Source organism: Brumimicrobium mesophilum (assembly GCF_003025005.1).
GTDB lineage: Bacteria > Bacteroidota > Bacteroidia > Flavobacteriales_D > Crocinitomicaceae > Brumimicrobium > Brumimicrobium mesophilum.
Map to the genome: position 1 here is coordinate 71,776 of NZ_PVSS01000002.1, position 25,226 is coordinate 97,001.

General features: G+C 32.3%; 23 protein-coding genes. 5 read left to right on the top strand and 18 right to left on the bottom strand.

Annotated features, from left to right (window positions below; genetic code table 11):
- The first annotated feature begins 13 nt into the window (after positions 1-13).
- A complete protein-coding gene (tsaD, locus tag C6368_RS02000; RefSeq protein WP_107037508.1) occupies positions 14-1,048 on the top strand; it encodes a tRNA (adenosine(37)-N6)-threonylcarbamoyltransferase complex transferase subunit TsaD in 1,035 nt (344 codons plus the stop codon).
- A 115-nt stretch (positions 1,049-1,163) separates the two neighbouring features.
- Here the strand turns inward: tsaD and elbB are convergent, their stop codons facing one another.
- Positions 1,164-1,844, bottom strand: coding sequence for an isoprenoid biosynthesis glyoxalase ElbB (elbB, locus tag C6368_RS02005; protein ID WP_107037746.1), 681 nt, complete (start codon positions 1,842-1,844; stop codon positions 1,164-1,166).
- Between the two features lie 79 nt (positions 1,845-1,923).
- Between elbB and C6368_RS02010 the strand changes: the two genes are divergently transcribed.
- Both C6368_RS02010 and C6368_RS02015 read left to right on the top strand, forming a co-directional pair.
- Positions 1,924-2,334 (top strand): thiol-disulfide oxidoreductase DCC family protein, encoded by a 411-nt coding sequence (locus C6368_RS02010; RefSeq protein WP_107037509.1) that lies wholly within the window; start codon positions 1,924-1,926, stop codon positions 2,332-2,334.
- 325 nt (positions 2,335-2,659) lie between these two features.
- A complete protein-coding gene (locus tag C6368_RS02015) occupies positions 2,660-4,231 on the top strand; it encodes a S8 family serine peptidase (RefSeq protein WP_107037510.1) in 1,572 nt (523 codons plus the stop codon).
- Positions 4,232-4,247: 16 nt separating this feature from the next.
- Here C6368_RS02015 and C6368_RS02020 read toward each other — a convergent pair whose 3' ends face one another.
- From C6368_RS02020 to C6368_RS02040, 5 genes are read right to left on the bottom strand one after another with little or no spacing between them, the layout of a single operon-like run.
- A complete protein-coding gene (locus tag C6368_RS02020; RefSeq protein ID WP_107037511.1) occupies positions 4,248-5,699 on the bottom strand; it encodes a TlpA family protein disulfide reductase in 1,452 nt (483 codons plus the stop codon).
- 35 nt (positions 5,700-5,734) lie between these two features.
- A complete protein-coding gene (gene coaD / locus C6368_RS02025; protein ID WP_107037512.1) occupies positions 5,735-6,196 on the bottom strand; it encodes a pantetheine-phosphate adenylyltransferase in 462 nt (153 codons plus the stop codon).
- A 25-nt stretch (positions 6,197-6,221) separates the two neighbouring features.
- Positions 6,222-6,764, bottom strand: coding sequence for an RsmD family RNA methyltransferase (locus C6368_RS02030; protein WP_107037513.1), 543 nt, complete (start codon positions 6,762-6,764; stop codon positions 6,222-6,224).
- Complete coding sequence (locus tag C6368_RS02035; RefSeq protein ID WP_107037514.1) at positions 6,755-7,522, bottom strand: DUF3822 family protein; 768 nt, start codon at positions 7,520-7,522, stop codon at positions 6,755-6,757. The genes C6368_RS02030 and C6368_RS02035 overlap by 10 nt, the downstream gene beginning before the upstream one ends.
- A gap of 15 nt (positions 7,523-7,537) precedes the next feature.
- Positions 7,538-8,434: a DMT family transporter gene (locus tag C6368_RS02040; protein WP_107037515.1), complete on the bottom strand. Its 897-nt coding sequence runs from the start codon at positions 8,432-8,434 to the stop codon at positions 7,538-7,540.
- A gap of 456 nt (positions 8,435-8,890) precedes the next feature.
- On the opposite strand from C6368_RS02040, the gene C6368_RS02045 reads away from it, so the two are divergent.
- Positions 8,891-10,330: an ATP-dependent DNA helicase gene (locus C6368_RS02045; protein ID WP_107037516.1), complete on the top strand. Its 1,440-nt coding sequence runs from the start codon at positions 8,891-8,893 to the stop codon at positions 10,328-10,330.
- A 148-nt stretch (positions 10,331-10,478) separates the two neighbouring features.
- Here C6368_RS02045 and C6368_RS02050 read toward each other — a convergent pair whose 3' ends face one another.
- The 5 genes from C6368_RS02050 to C6368_RS17430 form a co-directional block, all read right to left on the bottom strand.
- Positions 10,479-10,979, bottom strand: coding sequence for a pyridoxamine 5'-phosphate oxidase family protein (locus C6368_RS02050; RefSeq protein WP_107037517.1), 501 nt, complete (start codon positions 10,977-10,979; stop codon positions 10,479-10,481).
- A gap of 145 nt (positions 10,980-11,124) precedes the next feature.
- The gene (locus tag C6368_RS02055) at positions 11,125-12,891 is read right to left on the bottom strand and encodes an FAD/NAD(P)-binding protein (protein WP_107037518.1); all 1,767 of its coding nucleotides are present in this window, start codon (positions 12,889-12,891) and stop codon (positions 11,125-11,127) included.
- 312 nt (positions 12,892-13,203) lie between these two features.
- Positions 13,204-13,938: a toxin-antitoxin system YwqK family antitoxin gene (locus tag C6368_RS02060; protein WP_107037519.1), complete on the bottom strand. Its 735-nt coding sequence runs from the start codon at positions 13,936-13,938 to the stop codon at positions 13,204-13,206.
- 42 nt (positions 13,939-13,980) lie between these two features.
- Positions 13,981-14,508, bottom strand: a complete 528-nt coding sequence (locus tag C6368_RS02065; RefSeq protein WP_107037520.1) for a hypothetical protein — start codon at positions 14,506-14,508, stop codon at positions 13,981-13,983.
- Positions 14,509-14,684: 176 nt separating this feature from the next.
- On the bottom strand, positions 14,685-15,050 hold the full coding sequence (locus C6368_RS17430) for a DUF6515 family protein (RefSeq protein ID WP_234369067.1): 366 nt from the start codon (positions 15,048-15,050) through the stop codon (positions 14,685-14,687).
- Positions 15,051-15,524: 474 nt separating this feature from the next.
- Here C6368_RS17430 and C6368_RS02075 point away from each other — a divergent pair, with 474 nt between their 5' ends.
- Complete coding sequence (locus C6368_RS02075; RefSeq protein WP_107037521.1) at positions 15,525-17,294, top strand: ABC transporter ATP-binding protein; 1,770 nt, start codon at positions 15,525-15,527, stop codon at positions 17,292-17,294.
- Between the two features lie 10 nt (positions 17,295-17,304).
- Here the strand turns inward: C6368_RS02075 and C6368_RS02080 are convergent, their stop codons facing one another.
- The 7 genes from C6368_RS02080 to C6368_RS02110 all read right to left on the bottom strand — a co-directional run bounded on the left by C6368_RS02080 (position 17,305) and on the right by C6368_RS02110 (position 25,066).
- Positions 17,305-17,949: a hypothetical protein gene (locus C6368_RS02080; protein ID WP_107037522.1), complete on the bottom strand. Its 645-nt coding sequence runs from the start codon at positions 17,947-17,949 to the stop codon at positions 17,305-17,307.
- Positions 17,950-18,039: 90 nt separating this feature from the next.
- Positions 18,040-19,176 carry a tetratricopeptide repeat protein gene (locus C6368_RS02085; RefSeq protein WP_107037523.1) on the bottom strand — a complete coding sequence of 379 codons (1,137 nt, stop codon included), beginning with the start codon at positions 19,174-19,176 and terminating at the stop codon, positions 18,040-18,042.
- 108 nt (positions 19,177-19,284) lie between these two features.
- Positions 19,285-20,187 (bottom strand): YwqG family protein, encoded by a 903-nt coding sequence (locus tag C6368_RS02090; RefSeq protein ID WP_107037524.1) that lies wholly within the window; start codon positions 20,185-20,187, stop codon positions 19,285-19,287.
- A 328-nt stretch (positions 20,188-20,515) separates the two neighbouring features.
- Positions 20,516-21,361 (bottom strand): hypothetical protein, encoded by an 846-nt coding sequence (locus tag C6368_RS02095; RefSeq protein ID WP_107037525.1) that lies wholly within the window; start codon positions 21,359-21,361, stop codon positions 20,516-20,518.
- A gap of 296 nt (positions 21,362-21,657) precedes the next feature.
- Positions 21,658-22,116, bottom strand: a complete 459-nt coding sequence (locus tag C6368_RS02100) for a hypothetical protein (RefSeq protein WP_159038382.1) — start codon at positions 22,114-22,116, stop codon at positions 21,658-21,660.
- A 5-nt stretch (positions 22,117-22,121) separates the two neighbouring features.
- Positions 22,122-22,622 carry a hypothetical protein gene (locus tag C6368_RS02105; RefSeq protein WP_107037527.1) on the bottom strand — a complete coding sequence of 167 codons (501 nt, stop codon included), beginning with the start codon at positions 22,620-22,622 and terminating at the stop codon, positions 22,122-22,124.
- A 209-nt stretch (positions 22,623-22,831) separates the two neighbouring features.
- A complete protein-coding gene (locus C6368_RS02110; protein WP_159038383.1) occupies positions 22,832-25,066 on the bottom strand; it encodes a hypothetical protein in 2,235 nt (744 codons plus the stop codon).
- Between the last annotated feature and the right edge of the window lie 160 nt (positions 25,067-25,226).

The following is a 25,226-nucleotide window of genomic DNA, read 5'->3' on the forward strand; positions in this document are numbered from 1 at the left end:
AAGATATTCAAAGTTGTCAAAAAAAGATATAATCATTCTAGGTATTGAGTCATCATGTGATGATACCTCTGCAGCAATCATCAAAAATGAGACCATTCTAAGTAATGAAATTGCTGGTCAAAAGGTTCATGAAGCCTATGGTGGCGTGGTTCCTGAGTTAGCGTCACGAGCTCATCAACAAAATATTTTACCAGTAGTTGATACAGCAATAAAAAATGCAAAAATCGAGCTTAAAGATATTGATGCAATTGCATTTACTCGAGGTCCTGGATTATTAGGAAGTTTAATTGTTGGTACTTCATTTGCGAAATCACTTGCATTAGGATTAGACATTCCAATAATTGAAGTTAATCACATGCACGGACATGTTTTAGCACATTTCATTGATGAATTAGAAAATGATGAGTTAAAAGAAAAACCATCCTTTCCATTTATCTGTTTGACAGTTTCAGGAGGGCATACACAAATCGTTTTAGTTAGAGACTATTTAGACATGGAAGTTGTAGGTACAACAAAAGACGATGCAGCCGGAGAAGCATTTGATAAAACTGCGAAATTACTAGGCCTACCTTACCCTGGAGGACCATTAATTGACAAATATGCTAAGTTAGGAAATCCTGAAAAATTCAAATTCACCAAACCTGAAATGGCGGATTTTAATTACAGTTTTAGCGGTCTTAAAACGAATGTGCTCCAATTCTTACAACGTGAAACCAAGAAAGACAAAGATTTCGTTGAAAATAATCTAAACGATATTTGCGCAAGTCTACAAAAAACAATTATTGATATTCTTTTCGATAAATTAATTAAAGCTACAAGACACTTCGACATCCATGAAGTTGCAATAGCTGGAGGAGTTTCAGCAAATTCTGGAATAAGACAGCGATTATCCGAAGAAGGAAAAAAAATGAAATGGAAAACCTACATTCCAAAATTTGAATACTGTACAGATAACGCCGCCATGATTGCAATAACCGGACGATTCCATTACTTAAATGGAACTTTTGCCGAACAAAACATCAGTCCAATGGCAAGGTTAAAGATTTAATATATAATTACGAATTTAGGGCTTCGTTAACAGGCCACGATAAACCTGATGCAACTTTTTACTTGCGAATCTATTTCACAAAAAGAGGAGGTGAATTCAATCAATTCGTAATTAACTAAACCAACTCAATCCCAGCATTAATCGCATTTGCAATGTTATTTCTCAAAGTAATCAAATCAGATTTCATCATATAACAAGGTGCTGTAACAATTTTATTTACTCTGTCTACATTAATTTCGTTATTCAGTTTCATTGTTGTTGCTACACCAGTTTTGGATAAACCATCAACAAATCCTCCAATATCATAATCAGATTCTGCTTTATCTGAACCTATCGTCATGAATGTTTTTACATCGGAACCTTCAAAAGCTTTCGCTACTACAACTGGACTCACACAAAGGGCTATCAACGGCTTTCCTACGTTTACCATATTAACCAAAAGTAATTTTACTTCGGGAAGAATAGATCCATCAGGTCCATCAAACGCCCAAGAAGTGAAGTTTTTTGCGCTTCCAAAACCACCAGGAATGATTAGCATATCGATATCTGCAGGAGAAACATCATTAATTTCAGTTACTTCTCCTCTCGCAATTCTAGCAGCTTCCACCATCATATTGCGTTTTTCATTTTGTTCTTCACCGTTCAAATGGTTTACCACATGATGTTGATCTTTATCTACACTTATACAAACTGCTTCATGACCTGCCTCAGCAATAGCCAATAAAGCAAACACTGATTCGTGAATTTCTGCTCCATCATAAACACCACATCCCGATAATAAAACTCCTATTTTCATATTTAACTTTTTTGTTCTTAAAATTTCTTCAAGTCTTCTAAGATAATCCATTAAATTTGTTTTCAAACAGAAATGATCTATGAATTTTGATGAGATTTTAAAATTAGAACGAATTGTTTTCTATGATGGCGATTGTGGATTTTGTAACACCTCCGTTCAGCTTATCCTCAAAAATCGTAAGAAAGATTTCTATTTCATTCCTTTACAAGCTGATATCTCACAGAAAATAATGTCGAAATTTAATGAGGAAATCAAAATGAATACTTTGTATTTATTTGAACACGGAAAACTATATAAAAAATCTACTGCAGCAATTCGCATAGCTAAAAACTTAAAAAGTGCTTATCCAGTTGTATTTTATTTAGGAATGATAGTACCTCGCGCTATTAGAGACTTAATTTATGACCAGATTGCGAAAAGAAGACACAGTATTCGACCAGGTTTTTGTGCGATGCCGCTAGAAGAAGAAAAAGTGTTCTTCTTAAAATAGATGAGCCTTTTTTGGGGAATTACCACGGCTTTTCTTTTCAAGGTAACCCGGTTCAACCTCAATTCAAAAATGATAAATTCTTAAAATAAGTAACTTGAATTTCAACGCCGGGTCGGGCTCCCCTTAAGCTGTCGGGATTGCTATATCATTTTAAAAAAAAGGATTCCGCTACAACTGCGAAGCATTCACGAGTACAAAATTTGTATTTTAGAAATAACGAGTAATCCCTAATGCGAAAGATCACTGTTGCAAGAATACCTTAAGCAAAAAATACATCCATTTTACTATCATTTTAATAACTTTAGCGTTAAATTTTATTTAAATCATGAAATACATTCTATTCTTCATTTTAGTGCTTCCTTGTTTTATTAACGCACAAGAAAAAAGCTGGCACCACCTCGACCCTATCGATGATGATGTGTTGGGAATTAGTACTCAAAAAGCCAATGAATTTCTAGCATCCAAAAAAGCAGACACAGTAATTGTGGCTATTATTGACAATGGTGTTGAGTTGACACATGAAGATTTACAAGGAACATTTTGGGTAAATCCATATGAAATTCCTGGAAATGGCATTGATGATGACCAAAATGGATACATCGACGATATTCATGGCTGGAATTTTATAGGAAATCAGAATGGTGAAAACCTTAAAATGGAAACAACTGGTTTGACAAGAATGTATGCCTTATTATCTAAAGAATTTGAAGGGAAATCAGAGGAAGAAATTGATTCAGAAAAAATGGATGATTTCAGGAAGTTTCAAACCGTAAAGGAAGTATATGAAGCAGAAGTAGAATCTAAAAAAGTGGATATTGCTTATTACAATAAAGTTTTAATGATACTTTCCCTTTCAGAAGAAGTCATGACGAAGTATTTTAATAAATCTGATTACACGGAAAATGAGGTGCGAAAAATTAAAACTAAGGACCAAGATGTTTTAGATTTTAAGGAATTTCTAATTCAAGTTTATGACAGTAATCTGGATAGAAAATCGATTGAAAAGAAAATTGAAGATTTAAATAAAGAATTAGAAACACGATTAAATCCAAATTTCAAAAACAGAGAAAATATTGTAGGAGATAATCCAGATGATCTAACTGATTCGATTTATGGAAATAATATGGTACATGTTAAAGGACCTTATCACGGAACTGGTGTTGCTAGTATTGTTGGGGCGCTCAACAATGATTTCGGAATAGATGGCGTTGCTAAGCACGTTAAATTAATGATTATTCGCATAGTGCCCAATGGAGATGAAAGAGACAAAGACATCGCTTTAGCTTTTCGCTATGCTGTTAAAAATGGTGCTGACATCATCAGTTGTAGTTTTGCTAAGAAATATTCAATGCATCCTGAATTCGTTGAAAAGGCAGTTGATGAAGCTGAAAAAGCTGGTGTTTTGATTGTTTTGGCCGCTGGAAACAATGGAAATAACAATGATGAAACACCGTATTACCCTACTGGCCTCAATGAAAGAGGGTCAAAAGCAAAGAATTTCATCACAGTCGGGGCATCTCGAGAAAATGATGATGAAGACTTAGCTGCCTTCTTTTCTAATTATGGCAAAAAGACGGTTGATATTTTCGCACCCGGTTACAACATAGACAATTGCGTGCTCAGCAATGGATATGGGAAAGGAAGTGGAACGAGCACCGCGGCACCTGTTGTAGCAGGAATGGCGGCAGTCTTAAAATCGTATTACCCACATCTATCAGCTCAAGAATTGAAAGAAATCATTATGAAATCAGCCTATATTCCCAAAACAAAAAAAGTAAATCTTCCCAATCTAAGTAAAAAAGAATTTATTGATTTTAAAGAATTATCTGTAGCTGGAGGAATAGCCAATTTGTATCGAGCAGTGATGTTAGTGGAAAAGGAATATCAAGACAATTAAAAACTTTCAAGAAAGATTACCTCCAATCTTTTTCAACCTCACCTTCCATGGCATTAATCCTTCTATTAATTTGGATTAAAACCAACTCTATCGTTTCGTATTCGTTATTTGGTCTTGGAGTTAGCGCTGGAGCAGCAACTACAACTCCTTGAGCATCCATAAGCAAGTAATGTGGATAAGTTGATACATTCAGTTTTTTCAAAATGTCATTGTCTTTCGAAATCACAGAAAAATCCCAAGCGATATTGTGCTGTTTTACGAAAGGAGTTGGATCTTCTAATAAGTCATCATTTTTTTCAACTACTAAAACCGTTAAAAACTGCGTATTTTTTGAGTATTTCTGCTGTAACTTATAGAGTAAAGGCATATCCTCAATTGAATTTTTCATGTCCTTGTTGACAAATTGAATGTAGACATGTTTCCCACTGTAATCACTCTGATATTTCTTTTCACCGTTTATCTTTAAACTGAAATCAGGCATTTTAGTTCCAGGAACTAAGTCAAGTAAACGGTATTTCAAATTTGAAGAAACAATTTTATTTTCATGAAATAACGCATGATTGGAGACACTATCCAACATTGTAAGAATATTTGTCTTCGGATAATCGTCTGTATAAAACACTTCTGAAAGCATTTTTAACATTATTAGTTCTCGTAACCTTATATTTTTCAGGGAATAATCTCCTCCTAAAGCATTTATTGCTAAACTTGGGCTACTTTGAATTACTGCTTCATAGAATTTTTCGTTTACCTTATTCGGGAGTTGTCTTTCATACATTTTAAAATAATGCAATATATAAGACATGTACCTATCATTCTGATACCAAACGGTTTCTGGTTTAATGTAAAAGTCAAATTTTTCATATTCATTTCTTTGACCCACAAAGGCTAAATCATCTAAGGAAGCAATAGAAAATTTCACATAGGTTTTGAAAAAATTACTTGTATCTCCTTTATATTTTTCGGTCACTCTTACCTTAAAAGTGTCTAGTTTACCCACGAAATTTGTAGATTTTACAGCTCTAGGGTTGTAATTGGCCTCAAGAAAATTGAACTGAAGGTCTTCAAACATTAAAATTTTATAATTAATATCCGTTGAATCCAGGTCTAAGAAATAAAACTCTACCTCTACTGCTTTTGCATTTTGATCTACATATGGTGAATTCTCTCCTACAAATAAGTTGTAATCGGCCTTTGGTTGAGCATAAATATGAAAATAATTCTCATCAACTTCTATTCTAATTTTTCGAGTTTGAGTATTATAGAAGCTTAATTCAAAACTAGAATCAGCTTGAACAACAGAACTTGCTATTTGAGTACGTATTTGGCTCAAGTAATCTTCTATGATAAAGACTTTCACCTCTTTCCCAACATAAGTATTTGCGACACCTTGAAGTGTTGTAACAGGTTGTGCAACTACAAATAAACTCAATGTTATGAAAAATAAAAATGCAAATACTTTGAACATAGTAATAAATTTAATCCCTTTAATATTGGGTATACTTACTTAACGAGTTTCCCAGCATTGGTTACAAACAAATCGATTTTACCTCCGCTTTTATGAATTTCTCTAACGATAGTTGAATTAATTGGCGTAAACTCAGGGTCAGTCATAAAGAAAACACTTTCTATGCCAGAAATCTCAAAATTCATTTGGGCAATACTTCTTTCATAACCGAAATCTTTAGAATCTCTCAATCCACGAACTATAAAATCAGCGTTTATTTTCTTACAATATTCTACAGTTAAACCACTATAGACATCAACTATTACGTTGTCATTTTCTGAAAAAATTGATTTTATGTGCTCTAATCTTTGCTCTAAATCAAACAAATAATTCTTAGAAGTATTTTGGCCTATAGCAATAATAACTTCATCAAAAAGCTTTGAAGCTTTATCGATTATACATTCATGACCTTTTGTGAAAGGATCAAAGGAACCGGGAAAAACTGCTGTCTTTTTCATAAAAAATTATTATTTGAATAGAATATTATTCACTGTGTTCGAAGAAACTAAACATCACATGTCCATATCTTCTGGAATGCTTAAATCCCTTTTGGTCTTCAAACTTGTTATGCTTACTATGTTCTAAGATAAACATACCATCTTTTGCCAATAGTTCTCCTTCCATTACTGCCTTGATTAAATCAACGTGTAATTTATCTTCAAAAGGAGGATCTGCAAATATCAAATCATACGATTGATTACTATTTTTAATAAATTTAAAAACATCTGCTTTCACCACATTCATTGATTTCTCAATGCCATGTTCTTTAATGAAGTCTTTAATAAATTTGGTACATCTAAAATTTTTATCCACAGAAGTCACCATTCCAGCTTCACGAGATGCAAATTCAAATGAAATATTTCCTGTTCCTGCACAGAGATCTAATATTTTTAGGTCTTGCAATGTGATTTCATTGTCCAAAATATTAAACAAACCTTCCTTCGCAAAATCAGTTGTTGGACGTGATGGAAATCCTTTTGGGGGATTGAATCGTTGTTTTTGTAATATACCACTAATTATACGCACAGTGTCTGAAGTTTAAGTATTGAATCAATAGTACTCGTTTTTATATTCTTAAATGGATTAATTTTATCGATGAGGTCTATTGTTTGCTTAGCAGCCAATTGTGTTTTATCATCAGTAAAATAGAAATTCAAATCTCCCTCTTCATGAGTAATTCCTTGCTGTTCTAAAACAAATAGTAAATGGTAAAGTACATCTTCCGCAGTTTGGTATTCAAACACATTACAAAAAATCAATTCATTTTTCTGAATTATTAATATGTTAACGTACTCATCATTAAAACTAACTGTAATTTTCCTTTTAAAAGTTCCCATTTGAAACAAGGCGCGCAAGGTAATTGCTTGTTCATGTTTAATTACGACTTGAGGGAATTTAATAATAAAGAAAGATTTCACCCAATCTGGAATTTCAAAAATGCTTACCATATTTAATTCCATCAACCGATTAAAATCTATAGTTTTTTCATCTGCCGACTCTCCAAACATCAATTGATGAATAGATTTTGCAGAGGATTCATTGAAAACGCTTAATGGAACTAATGTTTGTTTGGAAGTTGACCAAGCAACTGTATACTCAAGATATTCCTCTTTCAGCGTGGTTAACGATTCAAAAATCGATTTTAATTTAATATTGTAGGCAGTAGGTGAGCTTTCAAGCAATTCGAAGTGATGTTCTTGAATAATTTCTTGATTAGAACGAAGAACCTCAGCAACATGTACTGAGGTTCTTGAAATATGTATGGCAAGTTGTGTATTACTCACTTTAGTTTTTTATTACTATTCCCATGTCCCCTTATCTGAACTGGTATTAATATTTCCAAATCCAACTTCATTTCTTTGACCTTCCTCAAATCTAGAAACAGCTTCTTTTCCATAAACATGGATAGTAGAAATTGTATCATTTTGTAAATAAGGTACATTTTTACGTGTTTCCATTGTCCATTCCTCTCTTGGATCTGTCATTGGAATATATTTTATCTCATCGATATTAAAAGCTCCTAATCCTAATTGCTCACGGTCTCTTTTTCTCGTTCTTGAATTTAAAAATTCATCTTTATAGAAAACTTGAACTGTATCACGTTTAAAACCAGCTAAATCTTGAGCGTTTGCAGGATTACCCATTTCAGACAATAATGCAGCTTCTCTTTCAGTCATGTTTTGATCCAACGATCGTTTGTCATCATACAAAGCATCACGCTCAACAATTGTCAACCTACGAGAAGGAACAGAACCTAAAGACTCAATTTTTTGGATTTTATCATTTTCAAAGAAATTTTTTAATTCCGCAAAATCTTCCGCGTAATGCCCATTTTTCGCCTTATAAGCACGTTGAATATCTCTAATTTGAGTTAAAGAATGACGCATTAAAGTTTCAGAAGAAGCATAATCTAATTGGTGTTTTTGAGTTCTTTCTACAGACTTCACTGATTTGTAAATGAAGAAAACAGACAAACCTATACACAATACTCCTATTCCAAGAACAATATTTCGGCCGAGAATTCCAGCACTAAATAACATTGCCAATATTCCACCTATCAATAAGTTGATGGCAGCCATCATAAATAGAGAATCTTGATTGGAACTCAATCCAACACTAATCATTACTACACCAAATACGGCGATAACTGCTGCTATTAAGTAACGCTTTACAAATACAGAAAACTGATTATTCATTTTTCAATCTTATTTAAATTCATTTTAGTATCTCTACAAATCTACAATAATTTTGAAATGACGTGGGATTAAAACATAGATTTTTTCTACAGTTTAATCAACAGATTGACGTTAATAGAAAATTTAGAAGGATTTTCATAAAAATATTGAATGATAAATTATCAAATATGAATGTTTTGGACTGAAATCATTTCATGAATGCATCATAAAAAACACAAAGGATAAGGAATAATATGGGAATAAGCTTCTCGCCTCTACATCTTCTTCCACACCTTTGTATATTGTAGGGCAAAGTTGAAGTAGTATTTCGAAGAAAGTTTTGTTATCCTTAATCAAGGAAGTAAATATTGATTTTTCAGCTTTGACAGATTAAAGTCTCCTTTAAAAGCATTAAGAAATGAAAGACTTGATTCTCCTACTTTACCATAAACTTAAAAATACCATTAAATTAGCCACATGGCTATATATAAGGAACTATATAAATCTACTTTAAATCATTTTGAATTTGAAATTTCATCAAGTCAAGATGAATTACTAACGCAACTTTGTGATTTTTATGTTCAACCAAATAATCAGTCACTTTATATTCTAAAAGGATATGCTGGAACGGGGAAAACTACCTTATTAAGTGCTTTTGTAAAAGCTTTAGACGAATTGAAACGAAAATCAGTACTCCTAGCCCCTACTGGTCGTGCTGCAAAAGTCTTTGCGCAACGTTCAAATAAGTTGGCATTTACTATTCACAAGAAGATATACAGACGAGAAAAAGTTCCAGGCGGCGGAATTGTGCTTGCAGTAGCACCAAATTTACACACCAACACTTTGTTTTTGGTGGATGAAGCTTCAATGATTGGTGACTACACACAAAGTAATGATGGCGCAATCAGTTCTCAGAATTTATTACAAGACCTTGTAAATTTTGTTTACAATGGAAAGAATTGTAAACTAGTTTTAATTGGAGATGAAGGGCAGCTTCCTCCTGTAGGTTCAGATTTTAGTCCTGCACTAAATTTTGAATACATGTCCAATCATTATCCTCAATTGGATATTTCGGGATACCAACTTTCGGAAGTATTACGGCAAGCTGAAGGTTCAGACATTCTTAAAAATGCTACAGCTCTCCGCTCTGCACCAGAAAACTCTTATCCTTCATTTGATCTAAGTGGTAAAAATGACCTCATTCGTTTAGAAGGTGGCGATCTTGAGGATTTATTGGATTCCTCAATTTCAAATTATGGAGTGAATAATACTTTAGTGATTACGAGAAGTAACAAAAGAGCCAATTTATTCAATCAACAAATTAGATCTCGCATTTTTTGGTATGAAGAAAAAGTTGTTGCAAATGACTTATTAATGGTAGTAAGGAACAATTATTTCTGGTTGGGAGATAATTCAAAACTTGGTTTTATTGCAAACGGAGAAACAATCAGAGTAGTGAGGATACGTAATCGAGAAACGCTTTATGGTTTTGACTTTGTAGATGCGGTTGTTGAATTAATTGATTATCCCGAAGCTGATACTTTTGAAGTAAAAATTATGCTTGAAGTCTTGGATGAAGAAGGTCCTAATCTTCCAAGAAATAGGATGAAAGAATTGTTTTATGCCGTTGAAAGGGATTATTCGCACGAAAGAAACAAGAAAAAGCGCTACGAAATGATAATGGCCGACCAATATTTTAATGCACTTCAAGTCAAGTATGCATATGCCGTAACTTGTCATAAATCTCAAGGTGGTCAATGGGCATGTGTTTTTGTAGACCAAGGATTTTTAACTGAGGAAATGCTGGATAAATCTTATTTTAGATGGTTGTACACTGCGTTAACAAGAGCAACAGACAAGTTATATTTGGTCAATTTCAATGGTCAGTTTTTTGGAGATGATAAGGAAGAGTATTGAGTTTCGATCATGGCGTTTTGAGTTTGAAGTTTTTCAAATTGGAATATCATTGCTCTATTTTTCATAATAGTAGAAAGCTAGAATAATTGAAATAAAGCCTAATTCAACTATTCTAGCTCAATAAATTAACTTTTAATGAATGAATAACTTACAGCGCTAAATCACCTTCATTCCCCATATCCGGTTGTTTTCCAGTGATCGCACTCACCCCCATTTTCACTAATGATACTAGCTTTCCGCTTTTTGCTTCCCAATAATGTGCATCTTCTGGTTTAACGCAGATTGCAGTTAGATTTGGATCCTCAACACCTTCAAACCAGGCATCATCAGCTTTTCCATATAAATCCTCAAGAATTGCCATGTCATTTACGATAGATGCTTTTCCATAAACAGTTAAAAACTCAAAATCTTTACTGTTCGCATAGTTCAACAATACATTTTCATCTATTTGAATATTGATATTGTGTTGACTTGTTCGGCTGCTCAAAAACCATAAATTCCCATTAATATCCACCTTTTTGGTTGTCATTGGAATGGTGTGAAAAGGAGGTTTACTTAAATTAGAGGTAAACATTGCAAAATTAATGGTTTCAACTATCTCCTTCAGTTTCTGTCTTGATTCGTTTGAATTTAAATTTTTCTCGCTCATAATCTTTTTTACAGATAAGATATAAATTAGAAACGGATTTCATAATGGTGTTTTTATTTTCTTAACAAGTAATTTTGATAAAGGTCTAATTGATTACAATTATTAATGAATATAGTTTGTTATTTCTTATGAGCACATAATGAATTTATTTCTCAAACTTTTCATTGTTTTCAACCCACTTCACATGATTTCCTGCAGCTTTTTCCGCCCATTTACGTGGGCGATCCCCAAGACATTCCAAAATAGCATCCACTCCTATTACAGTTCCTTTTGCTAATCTTCCCAACAATGCAATTGGAATACTTCTGTCCTTATTTTCTGGAATTAAATATCCGTTTTCATCTGTTGCGACACCCAATTTATCATGCACAGCTTTGATAATTCCATCAGATAGCAAATTATTCACTACTGAAGTTTTTACAGATTTTATTCTGGGAGCATCCAAGACACAATCAATCATCATTGTAACAATACTAGATTTCTTGGAGTTACTTAACTCCCATCCATTTTGAGTCAACTCGATATTTGGATCAGTAACCAGATTTAAGTTCAAAACTTTGGCTTCAACTAATGCTATAATTTGCTGAATACTTTCGACTGGAGGACCGTAAGAATACCTTTTTGTAGATTCATCCAAAGCAATAATTTCTTCGAACACATCATCCGAACATTCATTATACGATAATTTCTTGTAAATCGAAGGCTGAAAGTGACGCCAAACTTGGCCAATACAAAAATCCAAACTGATTTCCTCCTCTCCTGTTGCCATTCCAACGAAATCACGCATACTTTTTTCTGCGGATTGAATTTTAGAAGTAATCGTGGCATGTTCAAAAGATTGATCCCTTAACCAATTCACAATTAGTTTTTCAACCTCAGTTTTCGAAATTTCTTGTGGCTTATTTGAATTAGACAATTCAAAATATATTTTCGAAGCAGTATCAGCAAAAGCTGTTAATAAAAAACGTGGGCTTTCAGCTGCTTTTTGGATTTGCTTATCACCTATTCTATTTTCAAATTCTTCGAGGTCAGATGATGTAGGTTGAAAAATTTTATCCACTTGTCCATTTATTGGTTTAGGAACAAGCGGTAATCCATCCAAAGAAAATGGCACTAGCATTCCTTCAATTGAATGTTTTGTTTTGTAAGTTATCAACTGAGTTTTCTCATTTTCGACAATAAATTCGCCAAACTCTTTAGCAATAGCGCGCATAACATCAACAAAAGCCAATCCAAAACCTCGAATTCCAATTTTAACATCCTTGTTAAAGCTTTTATGCGTTAGAAAATCTGATAAAGGATAAGGATATTTATATAAGTTGACACCCGCTAAGTTTTTTGCATAATTGTCCCATTCTTTTATTTGATCAGATAATTTAGTTTTTTGGTGACCAATGGTTAACAAAACTTCTTCGAAATCATCATAAACTTCTTTATTTGAAACAATTTGTATTTTATTGCTATTTAATAATTTAACATCAAGGACTTCCTCAACATGCAATGAAACAATTCCTTTTAGAATTAAAGGTTGAACTAAAGATTGAAAACGTTGAGTTAAAAACTCACCCATCTTTATTCTTGGAGGGTAAGAATCCTTGATTTCCTTCATAAAAGAAGCCTCATCCTTTTGAAGCCATTCATGATAGGAAGGGAAAGATGGGATTTTGAGATTATCAATTTCTATTGATTTTCGACCTTTTATATCCAAAACCCGCTCTGTAATATTGATCCAATTCGCTGGATTTTGGTTTAGGTTATAAACATGTCCATTCCCGAAATAACCTGTCGCTTCAAACAGTGAAATGTGAATATTCGTTAGCGATCTTTGTTTTGCTAATTCAAGAATTAATCTCTCTAATGCATAACCTCCTCTTGGTCCTACACCTACTATTCCAACTTTTCTGATTTCCATTAATTGATGTTTTAATCTTAATTTACTTCAAAGCAAACAGGTTTTATCTTTGATAGAAAATTGAACATTCGAAAATACAAACTTTTGGAATTTCAGGTTTCTAAAATAGATTTTTTTGTGAATTGAGATAATTAATGATATCAGGATTAAGAAATCGTGGTGAAATCTCGAAAATTACTTCAATTTATCTTTCTATTCACCAAAAGTTATAACTATAAGTGATTGTATTCACCAAAAGTTATTACTATAAGTGATTATATTCACCAAAAAGCATAACTAAAAGTGAATAAATGAATGATTTAGAAATAAAATTTAGAACATTCCTATGCTCTCAAAATTTGGTCTCACCTGTAATTCTAAATCTGATAACGCTCTATATTCTTTCAAATTCCCATGAATATCAAATATTTTCAAGGAATCTGTATCGTAATTGATAATTGCCCTGATTTCCTGATTTTCATAATAAACAAAATGCTCACCTATTGGTATTCCATCCTTTATAATTGAACCTTTGGAAAGTGTTTTACCTGAAACATAAGGCACTATTACATTTATTGTATCTTCCCCGATATAAATAAAGCCTTTAATAGGAACCAAATCTCGTTCAATCATATTTGGAAATGTGGACCAATTTTTTTCGTCATTTTCCCAATAGGTAACAAATTTTGAAACTGTGCTTTTTGGCTCGTAATGAAACGAGTAACCATTTTTAACTCCTTTCTCATAAAAAGTTTCGAAAACGTTTCCATTCGCTTGATATTCCAAACACTTACCATTTAATTCTCCTTTGTCATAATTCTCTAATTTCCACAATTTATGATGCAGGTATTCAATCCAGACTCCTTGTTTTAGTCCATTAGAATCAATTTTATTGAGTGTATCTTCAGTTTGAACGACATCATTTACCAAAAGACTGGTAATTACTGAATCCTTTGATAATATTTTACCTTTGGACTGCTTGGTTATTTCAGGTTTAACCTCTTCTATTCTATCAATACAAGCTGTCAGGGTAATTACAAGTAAGAAAAGAGAGGCAATTGATTTCATTTCTATAGTTATTCGGTTGTATGACAATATTTGTAATTGGATTTATGTTATTCCTGGATTTTTGAGGGTCCAAATTTTAGCCATCTCAACATGGTTATAAAACATAACCCAATTGGTTTCCTCAGAAATGATTGTGACATCATCTGAACTAGGATAACAAAAGTCATCCCAATATTTTAAGAATAATTCTTTTGTTGTTTTTAATGTAGTCCCTCTATTCCATGTAATTAAAACATTTTCTGTCCATGGTTCTAAGATTGAAGTAATTTTTTTACGAAATAATGCAATGTTATCTTCATGATCACTTGTGGCTCTAATCCAATCATGATTAATAAATTTTTTACTCAAATCATCCTCTAATTCAAAAAAATCTATCACCTTATTTAACCTTTTTGATTCCATTTCACTTACCGGTATAATTTGGTCTTTTTCAAAGTCAGAAATAATAGAATTATGACTTTTTTCCCAGCGCCAACTTAATTCAAAGTCACTCAGGGCAATAATTTCATTTTTATCTATCTCTATTCTCAAATCTTTGTTTGTTTGATCAAAAAGGAAAATTATTTTCAATCTGAATCGTGATTAATTATACACTTCTCATGGTAGCAGATGAGAAGTTTTAAATATAACTAAATTCTTTTAGATGTAAATAAGAATAACATATATAACAAAACAACTTTGAACAAAAAAGCAAGCAACTAAAATTTAGTTACTTGCTTAATCGATCAAACTAAGTATTTATTCTACTATTCTGAATCAATTATCCCCACAACTTCATATGCTCTGGTACCATCTATTTGAATTTTTTCATATAAAATATTAGCGTACTCATAGTAGATTACATTATTAATCACAACCTTTTCGTAATCATCAGGCAGCTCATAAACCACTGACCCGATTTCAGGGTTTACAACTTCATATTCGGTATTAATTTGTTTATAGAAAACTCCATTTGCATTATAATAGACATAGTTATTGTATTGGATTTTTCTATAATTGTTTGGTAAAAAGCCTATTCTAAATCCAACTATCGGGGCAATTCTTATGTAATGACCTCTGGATTGAGTATAGTATTTATTGATTGAATAATAATAATTATTACCTCTATGCACTATTACCTTTATGCACTATTACCTTTTTAGATGGTAATGTTCGAACGGAAACCACCTTTTTAGTTGGCTTTTTATAGACCACACGATTACTTTTAACCACTTTAATAGGCTGAGACTTTTCACAACTTTTCCCTTTCACTTGTGATTAATCTGAGCGTTAACTTGTGCTGTAAATGCTACCAAAAACAAAGTTGGCAGTACAAATGCTTTAATTAATGTTCTCATAATTTCTATTATGAATGATTCAACTTAATTATTAAAATCGTTTATTTTGATTCAAATTCTTTTCTTGACCTAAATATATATCATTGGGTAGATAAAAAAAAAAAACGATATACGATTGAGGAGATCCAATCTATGAATGAAGGGATTTTATAGATATGGTTTTATGGTAAGAAATAAATCTAATCATTAATTCCATTATCAGTCATTTTTCTATAGTCAATAAACTAACCTAAATCCTATCTTTGCCACATGAGAGGAATGGAAAGTCAAGATGCAAAAAAGGAGAAAAATAAAAACGTTTCGTTTAAATGGGCGTTCAAAGAATATATTTGGCCACGAAAGAAATTGATTTTCCTAGGACTATTTTTAATCTTGGTTAAAAGTGGAGCCGGTATAGTTTTACCCTATTCAACGAAATTTTTCTTGGATGATGTGATACCAAGTAAGAATATGGATAATTTAATGATTCTAGTTGGAATTGTATCCGCGGCAGTACTTGTTCAAGCGGTTACCTCCTATTTGCTTACTTTAATATTGAGTGTAGAAGCACAACGATTAATTTCTATTTTGAGAGCAGAGGTTCAACGAAAATTATTAAAACTACCGATTAGTTTCTTCGATAACAATAAATCTGGAGCTTTGGTTTCACGCGTAATGAATGACGTAGAAGGTGTAAGAAATCTAGTTGGAACGGGCTTGGTACAATTAATTGGAGGTTCACTCACAGCAATTTTGTCATTAATTATTCTTTTGAATATGAATTGGGTAATGACATTATTTACAATAGTTCCTGTTGCAATATTCGGAATCGTAGCATTGAAATCTTTTAAGAAAATCAGGCCTATTTTTAGAGCAAGAGGAAAAATAAATGCGGAAGTTACTGGTCGATTAACGGAAACTTTAAATGGAGTTCGTGTAATTAAAGGATTTAATGCCGAAGAGCAAGAAAGCGAAATTTTCGAAAATGGTGTTGAGCGTTTATTTCAAAATGTAAAGAAAAGCTTAACCACCACTTCATTCATAACAAGTTCTTCTACTTTTTTACTTGGTTTGGCTTCTGCTGGAATAATTGGTTTAAGTGGATATTACATGATGTTTGGAGATATGACCGCGGGAGATTTCATCATGTTTACATTGTTCCTTGGATTCATGATTGCACCAATTGTTCAAATGAGCAATATTGGTTCTCAGCTTACAGATGCAATGGCTGGTCTAGACAGAACTCAAGAACTCATGAAAATGAAAGAGGAAGACGACAACGAATTACGCACACATATTATGCAAAATTTAGTTGGTGATGTCGTTTTTAAAGATGTTCGTTTTAGTTACGAAGAAGAAAAAGAGGTTTTGCATTCAATCAATTTTGAAGCTGCTGCTGGAACTGTCACTGCTTTAGTAGGTTCTTCTGGATCTGGAAAGTCTACAATTGCTGGATTAGTCGCTACATTTTTGAATCCTTCAGAAGGAAAAGTAACAATTGACGGAATTGATTTGGCTACAGTAAATTTGTCTTCTTATCGTGCAAATTTAGGAGTTGTTTTACAAGATGACTTCCTTTATGAAGGAACGATTAGAGAGAATATCTTATTCCCACGCCCAAATGCTACGGAAGAAGAATTACAAAACGCTGTAATTGGTGCCTATGTAAATGAATTCACGGATAGATTTGAACTCGGATTGGACACTGTGATCGGAGAAAGAGGTGTGAAATTATCGGGTGGGCAAAGACAACGAATTTCTATTGCCCGAGCGTTATTGGCGAATCCTAAAATCATCATTTTAGATGAAGCAACTTCTAACTTAGACACACAAAGTGAAACATTTATTCAAAAAAGTTTAAATGAATTAATGAAGGACAGAACTACCTTTGTAATTGCCCACAGACTAAGTACAATTCAACAAGCAGATCAAATTTTAGTAATTGAAAAAGGAAATATCGTTGAAAGAGGAAAACATAGGGAATTGCTGGACAAAGAAGGTAGATATTATGAATTGTATACTTATCAAAGTAGGATTTAGGAGCTGGTAATCACCATATTTTCCACCACTTATTATTTGGCGACTTATTTTCAATGGTCTTATTCTGATTAATTTCAGTTATCTCCTCTTTAGGTCTAAAATCATCAAATTCAAGATATCCAAATTCACTTTCACTTATTTTTAGAACTATTTCTCCATTATTTAACCAGCGCAGTACCTTATCAATTTCACTGATGATATTTGGATAAAAGCGACCGATAATCGTTTCACGCTGTGACATAGTTAATTCCTCAAAGCTCTCGACACCATAAATGGTATAAGGGCAATCAAGAGTTAAACCATATTCAATGCCTAAGGTATACATGAAACCAAGTCCCTTACAATAGAGATCATAAAAATCGAGAATTGATTGATGAAAATCACCATTTTTGTATTTGACATTTTCAAGACTTGTTTTCAATTTCCAGTTGAGAAAATCCTCCATATCAATCTGGTTTCCAATTAACTTTTTTAGTTCATGGTATGCTCCACTTTTATGATAATTCAATGAGATAAAATCGATATATGCTTCTTCTACTAAAAGTATTTCTAACTCTTTTGAAGCATAAACCCATTCTTCAAACTCTTTTAGGTCTTGTTTCCTAAGCAATATTTCATAGAATTTAGATTTTATGTCATCTGGTAGATTCTTCATTCTTTTAAACCATAAAATTTTGGTTAATTTCTGTAATTCTTAACACTTTGAAATAATCATTCTTTAAAGCAATACTCTCATTTATTAAATCTATTTTTTTCCTACTCTTGAACTTGCTCCGGCTTTTACTTTTTCCTCAAGAACTAATATTACAGTCTTTTTCAAATCCTCATAATCGAAATCTTCCTCAAAACCATATAAGAACGTTGAATGTGTTCCATCTTTATCCATTCCAAGCATATATTTTGGACCACCTAGTTCAACGGACATAGGTGAATTTTCTGTTTGAATTGTAAATTCTGTTTCCCCCTTTTCATTTGTAATGAAAAAAATGTGTTTGTAATATAGTTCTCCCTCTTTTTCTTCAAACCTTTCGTACACGTAGATTAATTTTTCATTCCAATCAAATTGATCAAAACAAAACATATTTGTAAGATTGCCTGGTAATTTATCTTGTTCATATCCTTTATACAGTTTTTCTTTAAGTGGTATCGCTTTTTTATACTCCTTCCTTCCATAATAAATTTGAATTAATTTCACATAAGAATTGTAGTCACCTGGTGCTAATTCAATCAATTCTTTAAATGCAATTTCTGATTTATCATAGTCCTTTTTAAGGAACTCATAAACCCCAATATTATAAATTGCATTGAGATAAGAAGGAGATTCTTTTGAAACAGTTTCTTTCGCTATGTAATAGGCAATTAAAGCTTTTTCAGGTTGATTTAGTTCAGCATACATCTGAGGAATCATGGCGAAAGGTCTATCTATGGATTCACCTTTTTCAGTAGCAGTTAAATACGCAGAAAGTGCTTTTTCAAATTTGTCTTGGCTAAAATAAGCATCTCCTAATCCAACAAAATAAGTGGTTCTACTCGCGTCAAGCTTGATGGCCTCTTCGAAGGATTCAATTGCATGATCATATTCTCCCATAAAATTTAAAGTCATCCCTTTAAAGTAATGCGCATCTGGATCAGTCCGATTCTTTTTAATCGATAAATTCATGAGTTTAAGTGCATTATTATCATCAGCCTTCATATAATAAGCCAAACCAACATAGTAAATTGCTTTTGCGGGATATTCACTTACATTTTCGGAAAATTCAGAAATAATCTGTTCATATTTCTCCTCTGCGTAAGCTTTTTCTAACTGAACTATGATCTTATCTTGAGCATAATAATTTAAACTCAAAAGGATGAAAATTAAGGTATTTAGAATTTTTCTCATAAATATTAAATATAGTAGCGAATCTTAACGTTGCCTGATTAATTGATAAATCTAAGAATAATTATTTAGGTAATTCACCAAAATGCAAGTCATAAATTTTAAACAACCCTAATAGCATTGGAGTACACACCAACAATTGTCAAAGTTTTTGTCCATTAGATCTTGTTTTCTGATCCAGAAATAAAGTTTTCCATCATCTCCCCACATCATTCCTGTAGAATCTTCGTCGGAATCAATTTGAAAAAGTAAAATCCAATCTTCTTTCCCTGATTCAAGTTCCTTTCTTTTTGGGTCATTATAGCCGGTTGAATCTCCACAAAACAATCCATTAGTTACCAATTGACACTCCAATTCCATTGCACCTTGAACACAATCTGCATAACCTAGAATTTGATGTTCTATGTCACCACTAATTTCCATATATTCATCCAACTCATCGTCAGAAAGTAATCCATCAATACTATAATGTTCCCAACCAGGTAAACTTAAACTATTGTCAAATTCTATTTCGTTGGCTCGAAAAATAGAATGTTCTTCCAAATCACTTGGAAAATCGTGTCTCACGAGATCTGTATCTAAAGTTGTAAAAATTACTTTAAATCGGTCTTTATCTTCTGGGTCAAAACCCCAAGCTTCCTGATTAGCACAATAAAAAAATGAAATCAGTCCCTTTTCAGGAAGTAATTTAGATGCATCATAATTACGAATTTCATCGCAATTGATTTGTCCTATAAATGAAAGCGATTTGTTCGCATTATTAGTTGGCCAGTTTATGCCTGTTGCTAGGTCCGGCTTCCCTCCCATTTTGGAATTTCCAATTGGAATTTTAGCCTCATCACTTTCAACCAATTCAACATCAATTTTAGGTCTAATTAAGGATTCAAACAAATGAAACTTCGATCCTAAATCAAAAGTCTTAAATAGAGTTTCTATTTCTTTATTGGTTTTTGGCTCGCCTTCCAAAACATAACCAATATTCAATTCATTTTCTTCTTTATTGTTGTTTTCCATGTTGCTTGATTTAAAGTTATAATGTTGTCATGAAATTAATCATTTTTAAACCATTTCCTAATCGCTGATAATGACCATATTTTCCACCATTTTTTATTTTCACCTCTATTTTCTTTTGATACTGCTAAAAGGTTTATTGAAATTCTAGATTCACTTTCAATTATTTCTAAGGATATCAAACCTAATATTTCGTTTTTATCCTTTATTTGAATTTTATAGATATTGTTGTCCTTTTCTTCATTCTAATTGAACCAAAATTTAGATTTCGTGATTAAGTCAAAAATATCTGAATGAGCATAAGATTTTCCATCCTAAACATTAGATTTAATTATTTCTTTTGATAAACACGCAAGCCAAAACAAGGAGTAATATCACTTCCAAATACAGATTCAAATGGATGCCATATTTTATCAAGCTTGATTTTATCATTTTTGGTGATGAAAATGTATGATTTAGATTTCTCAATACGAGCGGTTGAATTGAAGTTGATACCTTCATTATTCATAGAATCCAATTCATCAATTGCACTAAAACTTTCTAATCCTATGAAAATACCGTTTTCAGGCACTCTAATGTTCTGACCTCCAACTTTGATTACACCTTCTTTCTTTAGACTATCGACAGATATCTTTCTGTGATATAATATTTTACTTGGCAATCCCATTGAGTCAGGTTCATATAAATAAACTCCATAATTCTCAGCATGTTGCTTTCTTTTTAATTCCAACAAGATTTCACCAACAAAGGTGTTTTGTGAATGATAGGGTATAAATACTGTTAATATTGAAGAGTTAATTAAAGCACTTTTGCTTTTACTTTTATTACGAATATTGAAATAACCTATATCAAATAGCTCATAAGAACTATAAGGTTTAATAATCATTTCTTCTATCTCTTGTGGTTTTCTTTGCATAAAAACCGTATCAATTTTCGAATCATATTGTATGAATTTCGGGAAATAATTGAAATGAAAAAGTGAAATTAAATCAGAGGAGTAATTTTTGATGATAATCTCTCCTTTCGAACTAGAAAGTAAAGTGTCCTTTTGCGATAAAATTAAAACTTGAGAAATAGGTGCTAGTGTAAGTGAATCCAAAACCAAAATTCGTTTGATTTGTGAATCTACAAATTGAGAGAGGGAAAAAAGAATAACAGTCGTGATTATATATTTCATGTGGAACTTTAATAAAGGTGCAAAAATGAGGCTCTTTCAGAAGGAAGAAATAGCCTCATTTATTGAATTTACCTTTTAGTATTTAAATTTTGAACCATGCAACATTAACAAGGATGTCCATATGTAGTAGATGAACACGCTTCTGATAAATTTAGGAGTAACAGAAACTAGCAATATTGCCATCTTCTCCTCGTTAGTCGCATACTTCTTACTCATTAACTTAAGCCTAAAGTTGGCTCTACTTTACCAAGTTTCTATTTCGTTATTTGCTCATAACTAAATTATAATGTTTAAACTTAGTAATTAAATTCAATTTTGCAAACAACTTCAACATTGTATTTCTCTTTAAATTCAAGTTTTATGCCTTCTGAGTCCACACCTATTCCAGTAGAAAAATAGACGAATTTATTTTGAGTTTTATCAAATTCGAATCGTTCTAACAATTCATCACAACTCTTGCCATGATAATTATTAGTAAAAACAGTTCTATTGTAAACTTCTAATGAATTGTAAGCCAAAATCATTTCGGATGAAATTAGTAGAATAGAAATAACCAATATGGACTTTATAAATTTAGGTTTCCGCAGTTTTGGAATCAAGGATAACAAGGTTAAAATCAAAATAACTCCCAATCCGATAAGCTGAATATCCATTATTAAAGCATCACTGTCGAAAATATAAAGATATTTTCTATTGAAAGCTAATAATGCAAGTCCAAGAAGTAGAAATAAAAGGATAAATATGTATTTTCTCATTTAGGTTACTTTATTAGCTTCTCTTCTTTCCTCCATCGTTCCCAAGACATCATTTGCATGGTGTCAGTGAATTTCTTTTCATTACTTAAATTTGGAGAAATATTTTCAACTGAACCATAAAAACTTCCGAATTCATATTTGTATATGTGGAGAGCAAAAATATTTGGAACACCGGTTATTGCACTGCGTGGTTCAATAAATTTTATTACCAATGTTCCAGCACTGTCAGAAAGATGGTAAGTTTTTAGCAAACTATCAGAAGAAAATCCATCATCGTAAAGCGAATCATTTTTAAATTTAATAAATCCCAAACCACCTTTTTTAAAAATCAACAGTACCGTGCTATCTCCCCATACTCGGATTTTATTCTTTAATAACTCTTTGTTTAAAACAATAGAATCTTTTGCTTGAACTGAAGAATATTCAGATTCTAAGGTTTGAACGTTATCATTAGTGCAGCATAAGATAATTATTAATAAACCCAGAAATAAAGGAAGGAATTTCATCTAAAGGCGCTTAATATGTTGAGGTATAATATTATTGATATATCATGTAATGAAGTAAATATACATTATTAATAAATCATAACATCAATTTTTCAATTACCAATTCTATATCAGTCATGAAAGAATCATATTTTGATGCGAAAAATTTTTGATAGAATTTTATTTGGGTTAATTTTTCTTGACGATGCTTAGGAAGTAAATCGAATAGTTTACTCAAAAGTCTTAAACTTCACTGATCTGGCCCCAACAGTGATCCTAGATTTATCAATTGCTTTGTTTAATTTATCAATCACTTTCGTTGCTTCTTCTCTTGGCAAATACTTACCTGCTAAGATATTCAATTCGCTTTTTAAAGTCTTCAAAGTCGTGTATGCTCGATAGGCACTCAACATTTGGTTTCCACTGAATTTATTTGAATTCATAAAGGAAAGTAAGTCGGGATTCGTGGGTTTGAAATTGCTTCTTACAGGATCGGTGAAACTGTTGACTTGTAATTCTACATTTCTTTCGATGTGAATGATTACTTCCGTCATTCTTAAACTTTTGAAAACAGAATCTTCTCTTGCAGCTTGACGTTCTTCGGCTGAATTACCAGGATAATCTGAAAGTTCATCTGGTGAATAATTGATCACCACTTTGTCATTTTTAAATTTCCCTACTCCTCCACCTCGGACAATGATATTGAAGTTTTTCTTTTTATCTACCAATGCCTCAAAAAATTCAACTACTGCAATAGAATCTTGCTGCTGAAATAGCGTAGCTTGATTCAGTTCATATTTGTCAACATCAAACAAATCATTAATGCGCAATTGAACTTGCGAAGTATATAATGGAATGGCATCAGTAATATTAATATGCAACATCACTTCATCGTGCTGACTGCTTAAATATGAAATAGGCATTGCCAAAAGAGTAACATCAAAACTTTCTTTATCTTCTGTAGCTGGAAAAACGAATTCTTGAGTAACTATATTGAATGTTGTTGAATCTGCGAAAAGGAAATATCCATCTTTCTCTACGTATGGAACCCACTTTGCTCCAATCTTATCATACATTTTTTGCGCTCGCGTAGAAAGTTCCATTTTTAACATCAAAGCATTTTCCTTATCTGCTTTTAACTTGGTAATTCTAGCTTCTATGCGTTTTAATCTATTGTAAGATTGAACAACCTTTTCCTGCCTGACCTTACGTTTATCACGTTTGGAATCCGTTTTATACTTCGTGTGATTTGTGGTAATTGTGCTGTAGCGAATGTCGTTTAATTCTTTTTCCGTTTTATCAATTTCTAGTTTGGTTTCATCACGTTTTTCTTCTAAAACTTTTATTTGATAATCAAAACCTTTTTTACCCGTGATCATCTCCTCCAATTCAGCAATATCCTTGTTTACTTGATTAATTAAAGAGTAGTAAGTCACACCACCTCCAAAAGCAGAATCAGGAGATAGAAATCGGGTATTGCTTGCACCAAACAAAGGGTAATAATCTCTCCCCTTTCTAACAACTACGGTAGTTTGTTTTTCTGAATTATATCCCCAAACATCCAAGTGAATATTTGTTTCTCTTCCCGCACCAGGAGTTTGAAAACTATGAGAAGTATATCCCATTGGAAGCACTTCAGGTTTTTTCTTTTTAGAATTGGGTTTTATTCCGATATAAGCATCATAAGGAAAAAGTCCTACTGCTTTTGGTAAGCCTCTATTCCATCTTCCGCGTTCATCTTTTTCTCTTTCTTCAAATAAACCAGAAGTAGTAGAACCATCTCCAGCAGCTGTTAAGATATTTTTAAAATAATCTGCTTTTCCACCCAATTGATAAAATATTTGCTCTGTTCTGTCTGAAACCCATTTATTCACCGCTGAATTATAGGCTAAAATCACTTGTAGCTTTTCTTCCTCTGTCCAACTACCAAAGCCATCAAGTATTGCGACTTTATCTTTAAAAGTTAAAGTTGGATTGGTTAATTTTTCAATTCTTTTATTTAGAACGACTTCATCTTTTTTTTCTCTTTTGGCTTGTTCTGGCAATTCATCCATCAACAATCCTTCAAACTGCTCATAATCTGACAAATTACCGTCTTTAATCAGGGTATTACTTCTATAAGATTGAAGCAATTGATTCAATTCCCATATCGCCATTTTATTGGACAATTCAGCAAGTAAACCTTTTGGGGAACGGCTAATTTCTTGTGAATAAATGACCAATAAATCGGGTTGATTGATAATTTTTTGTTCGGTAGAATCATAATTGATATCTCCGTTTGGCAGTCTCACCTCTTCTCCTTTAAAGTCAATATAACGACCGATATTTAATTCTAAAATCGGACTTTTTCTAACGGTATGATAGAGATAGGCTTTACTTTGAGGAGTTAGAAAGTAGTCTTCTTGCGCTTCAACTGAAAAGCTAGAAATAAGCATAAGAAGTAAAATCGTGCGAAAGTTATTCATATTACAAATATGGAAAAAAGTTTTAGGATTTTTTAAGGCATTTTAAGGAGTTATCAACAACTGTATGGTGGGTATAACGCTTAAAATTGCTGTGTGTTACATGAAAATATTGAATGAATAAATCTTTCTTTGCTCAAAATTTTTATTTGTGGTGGCACAA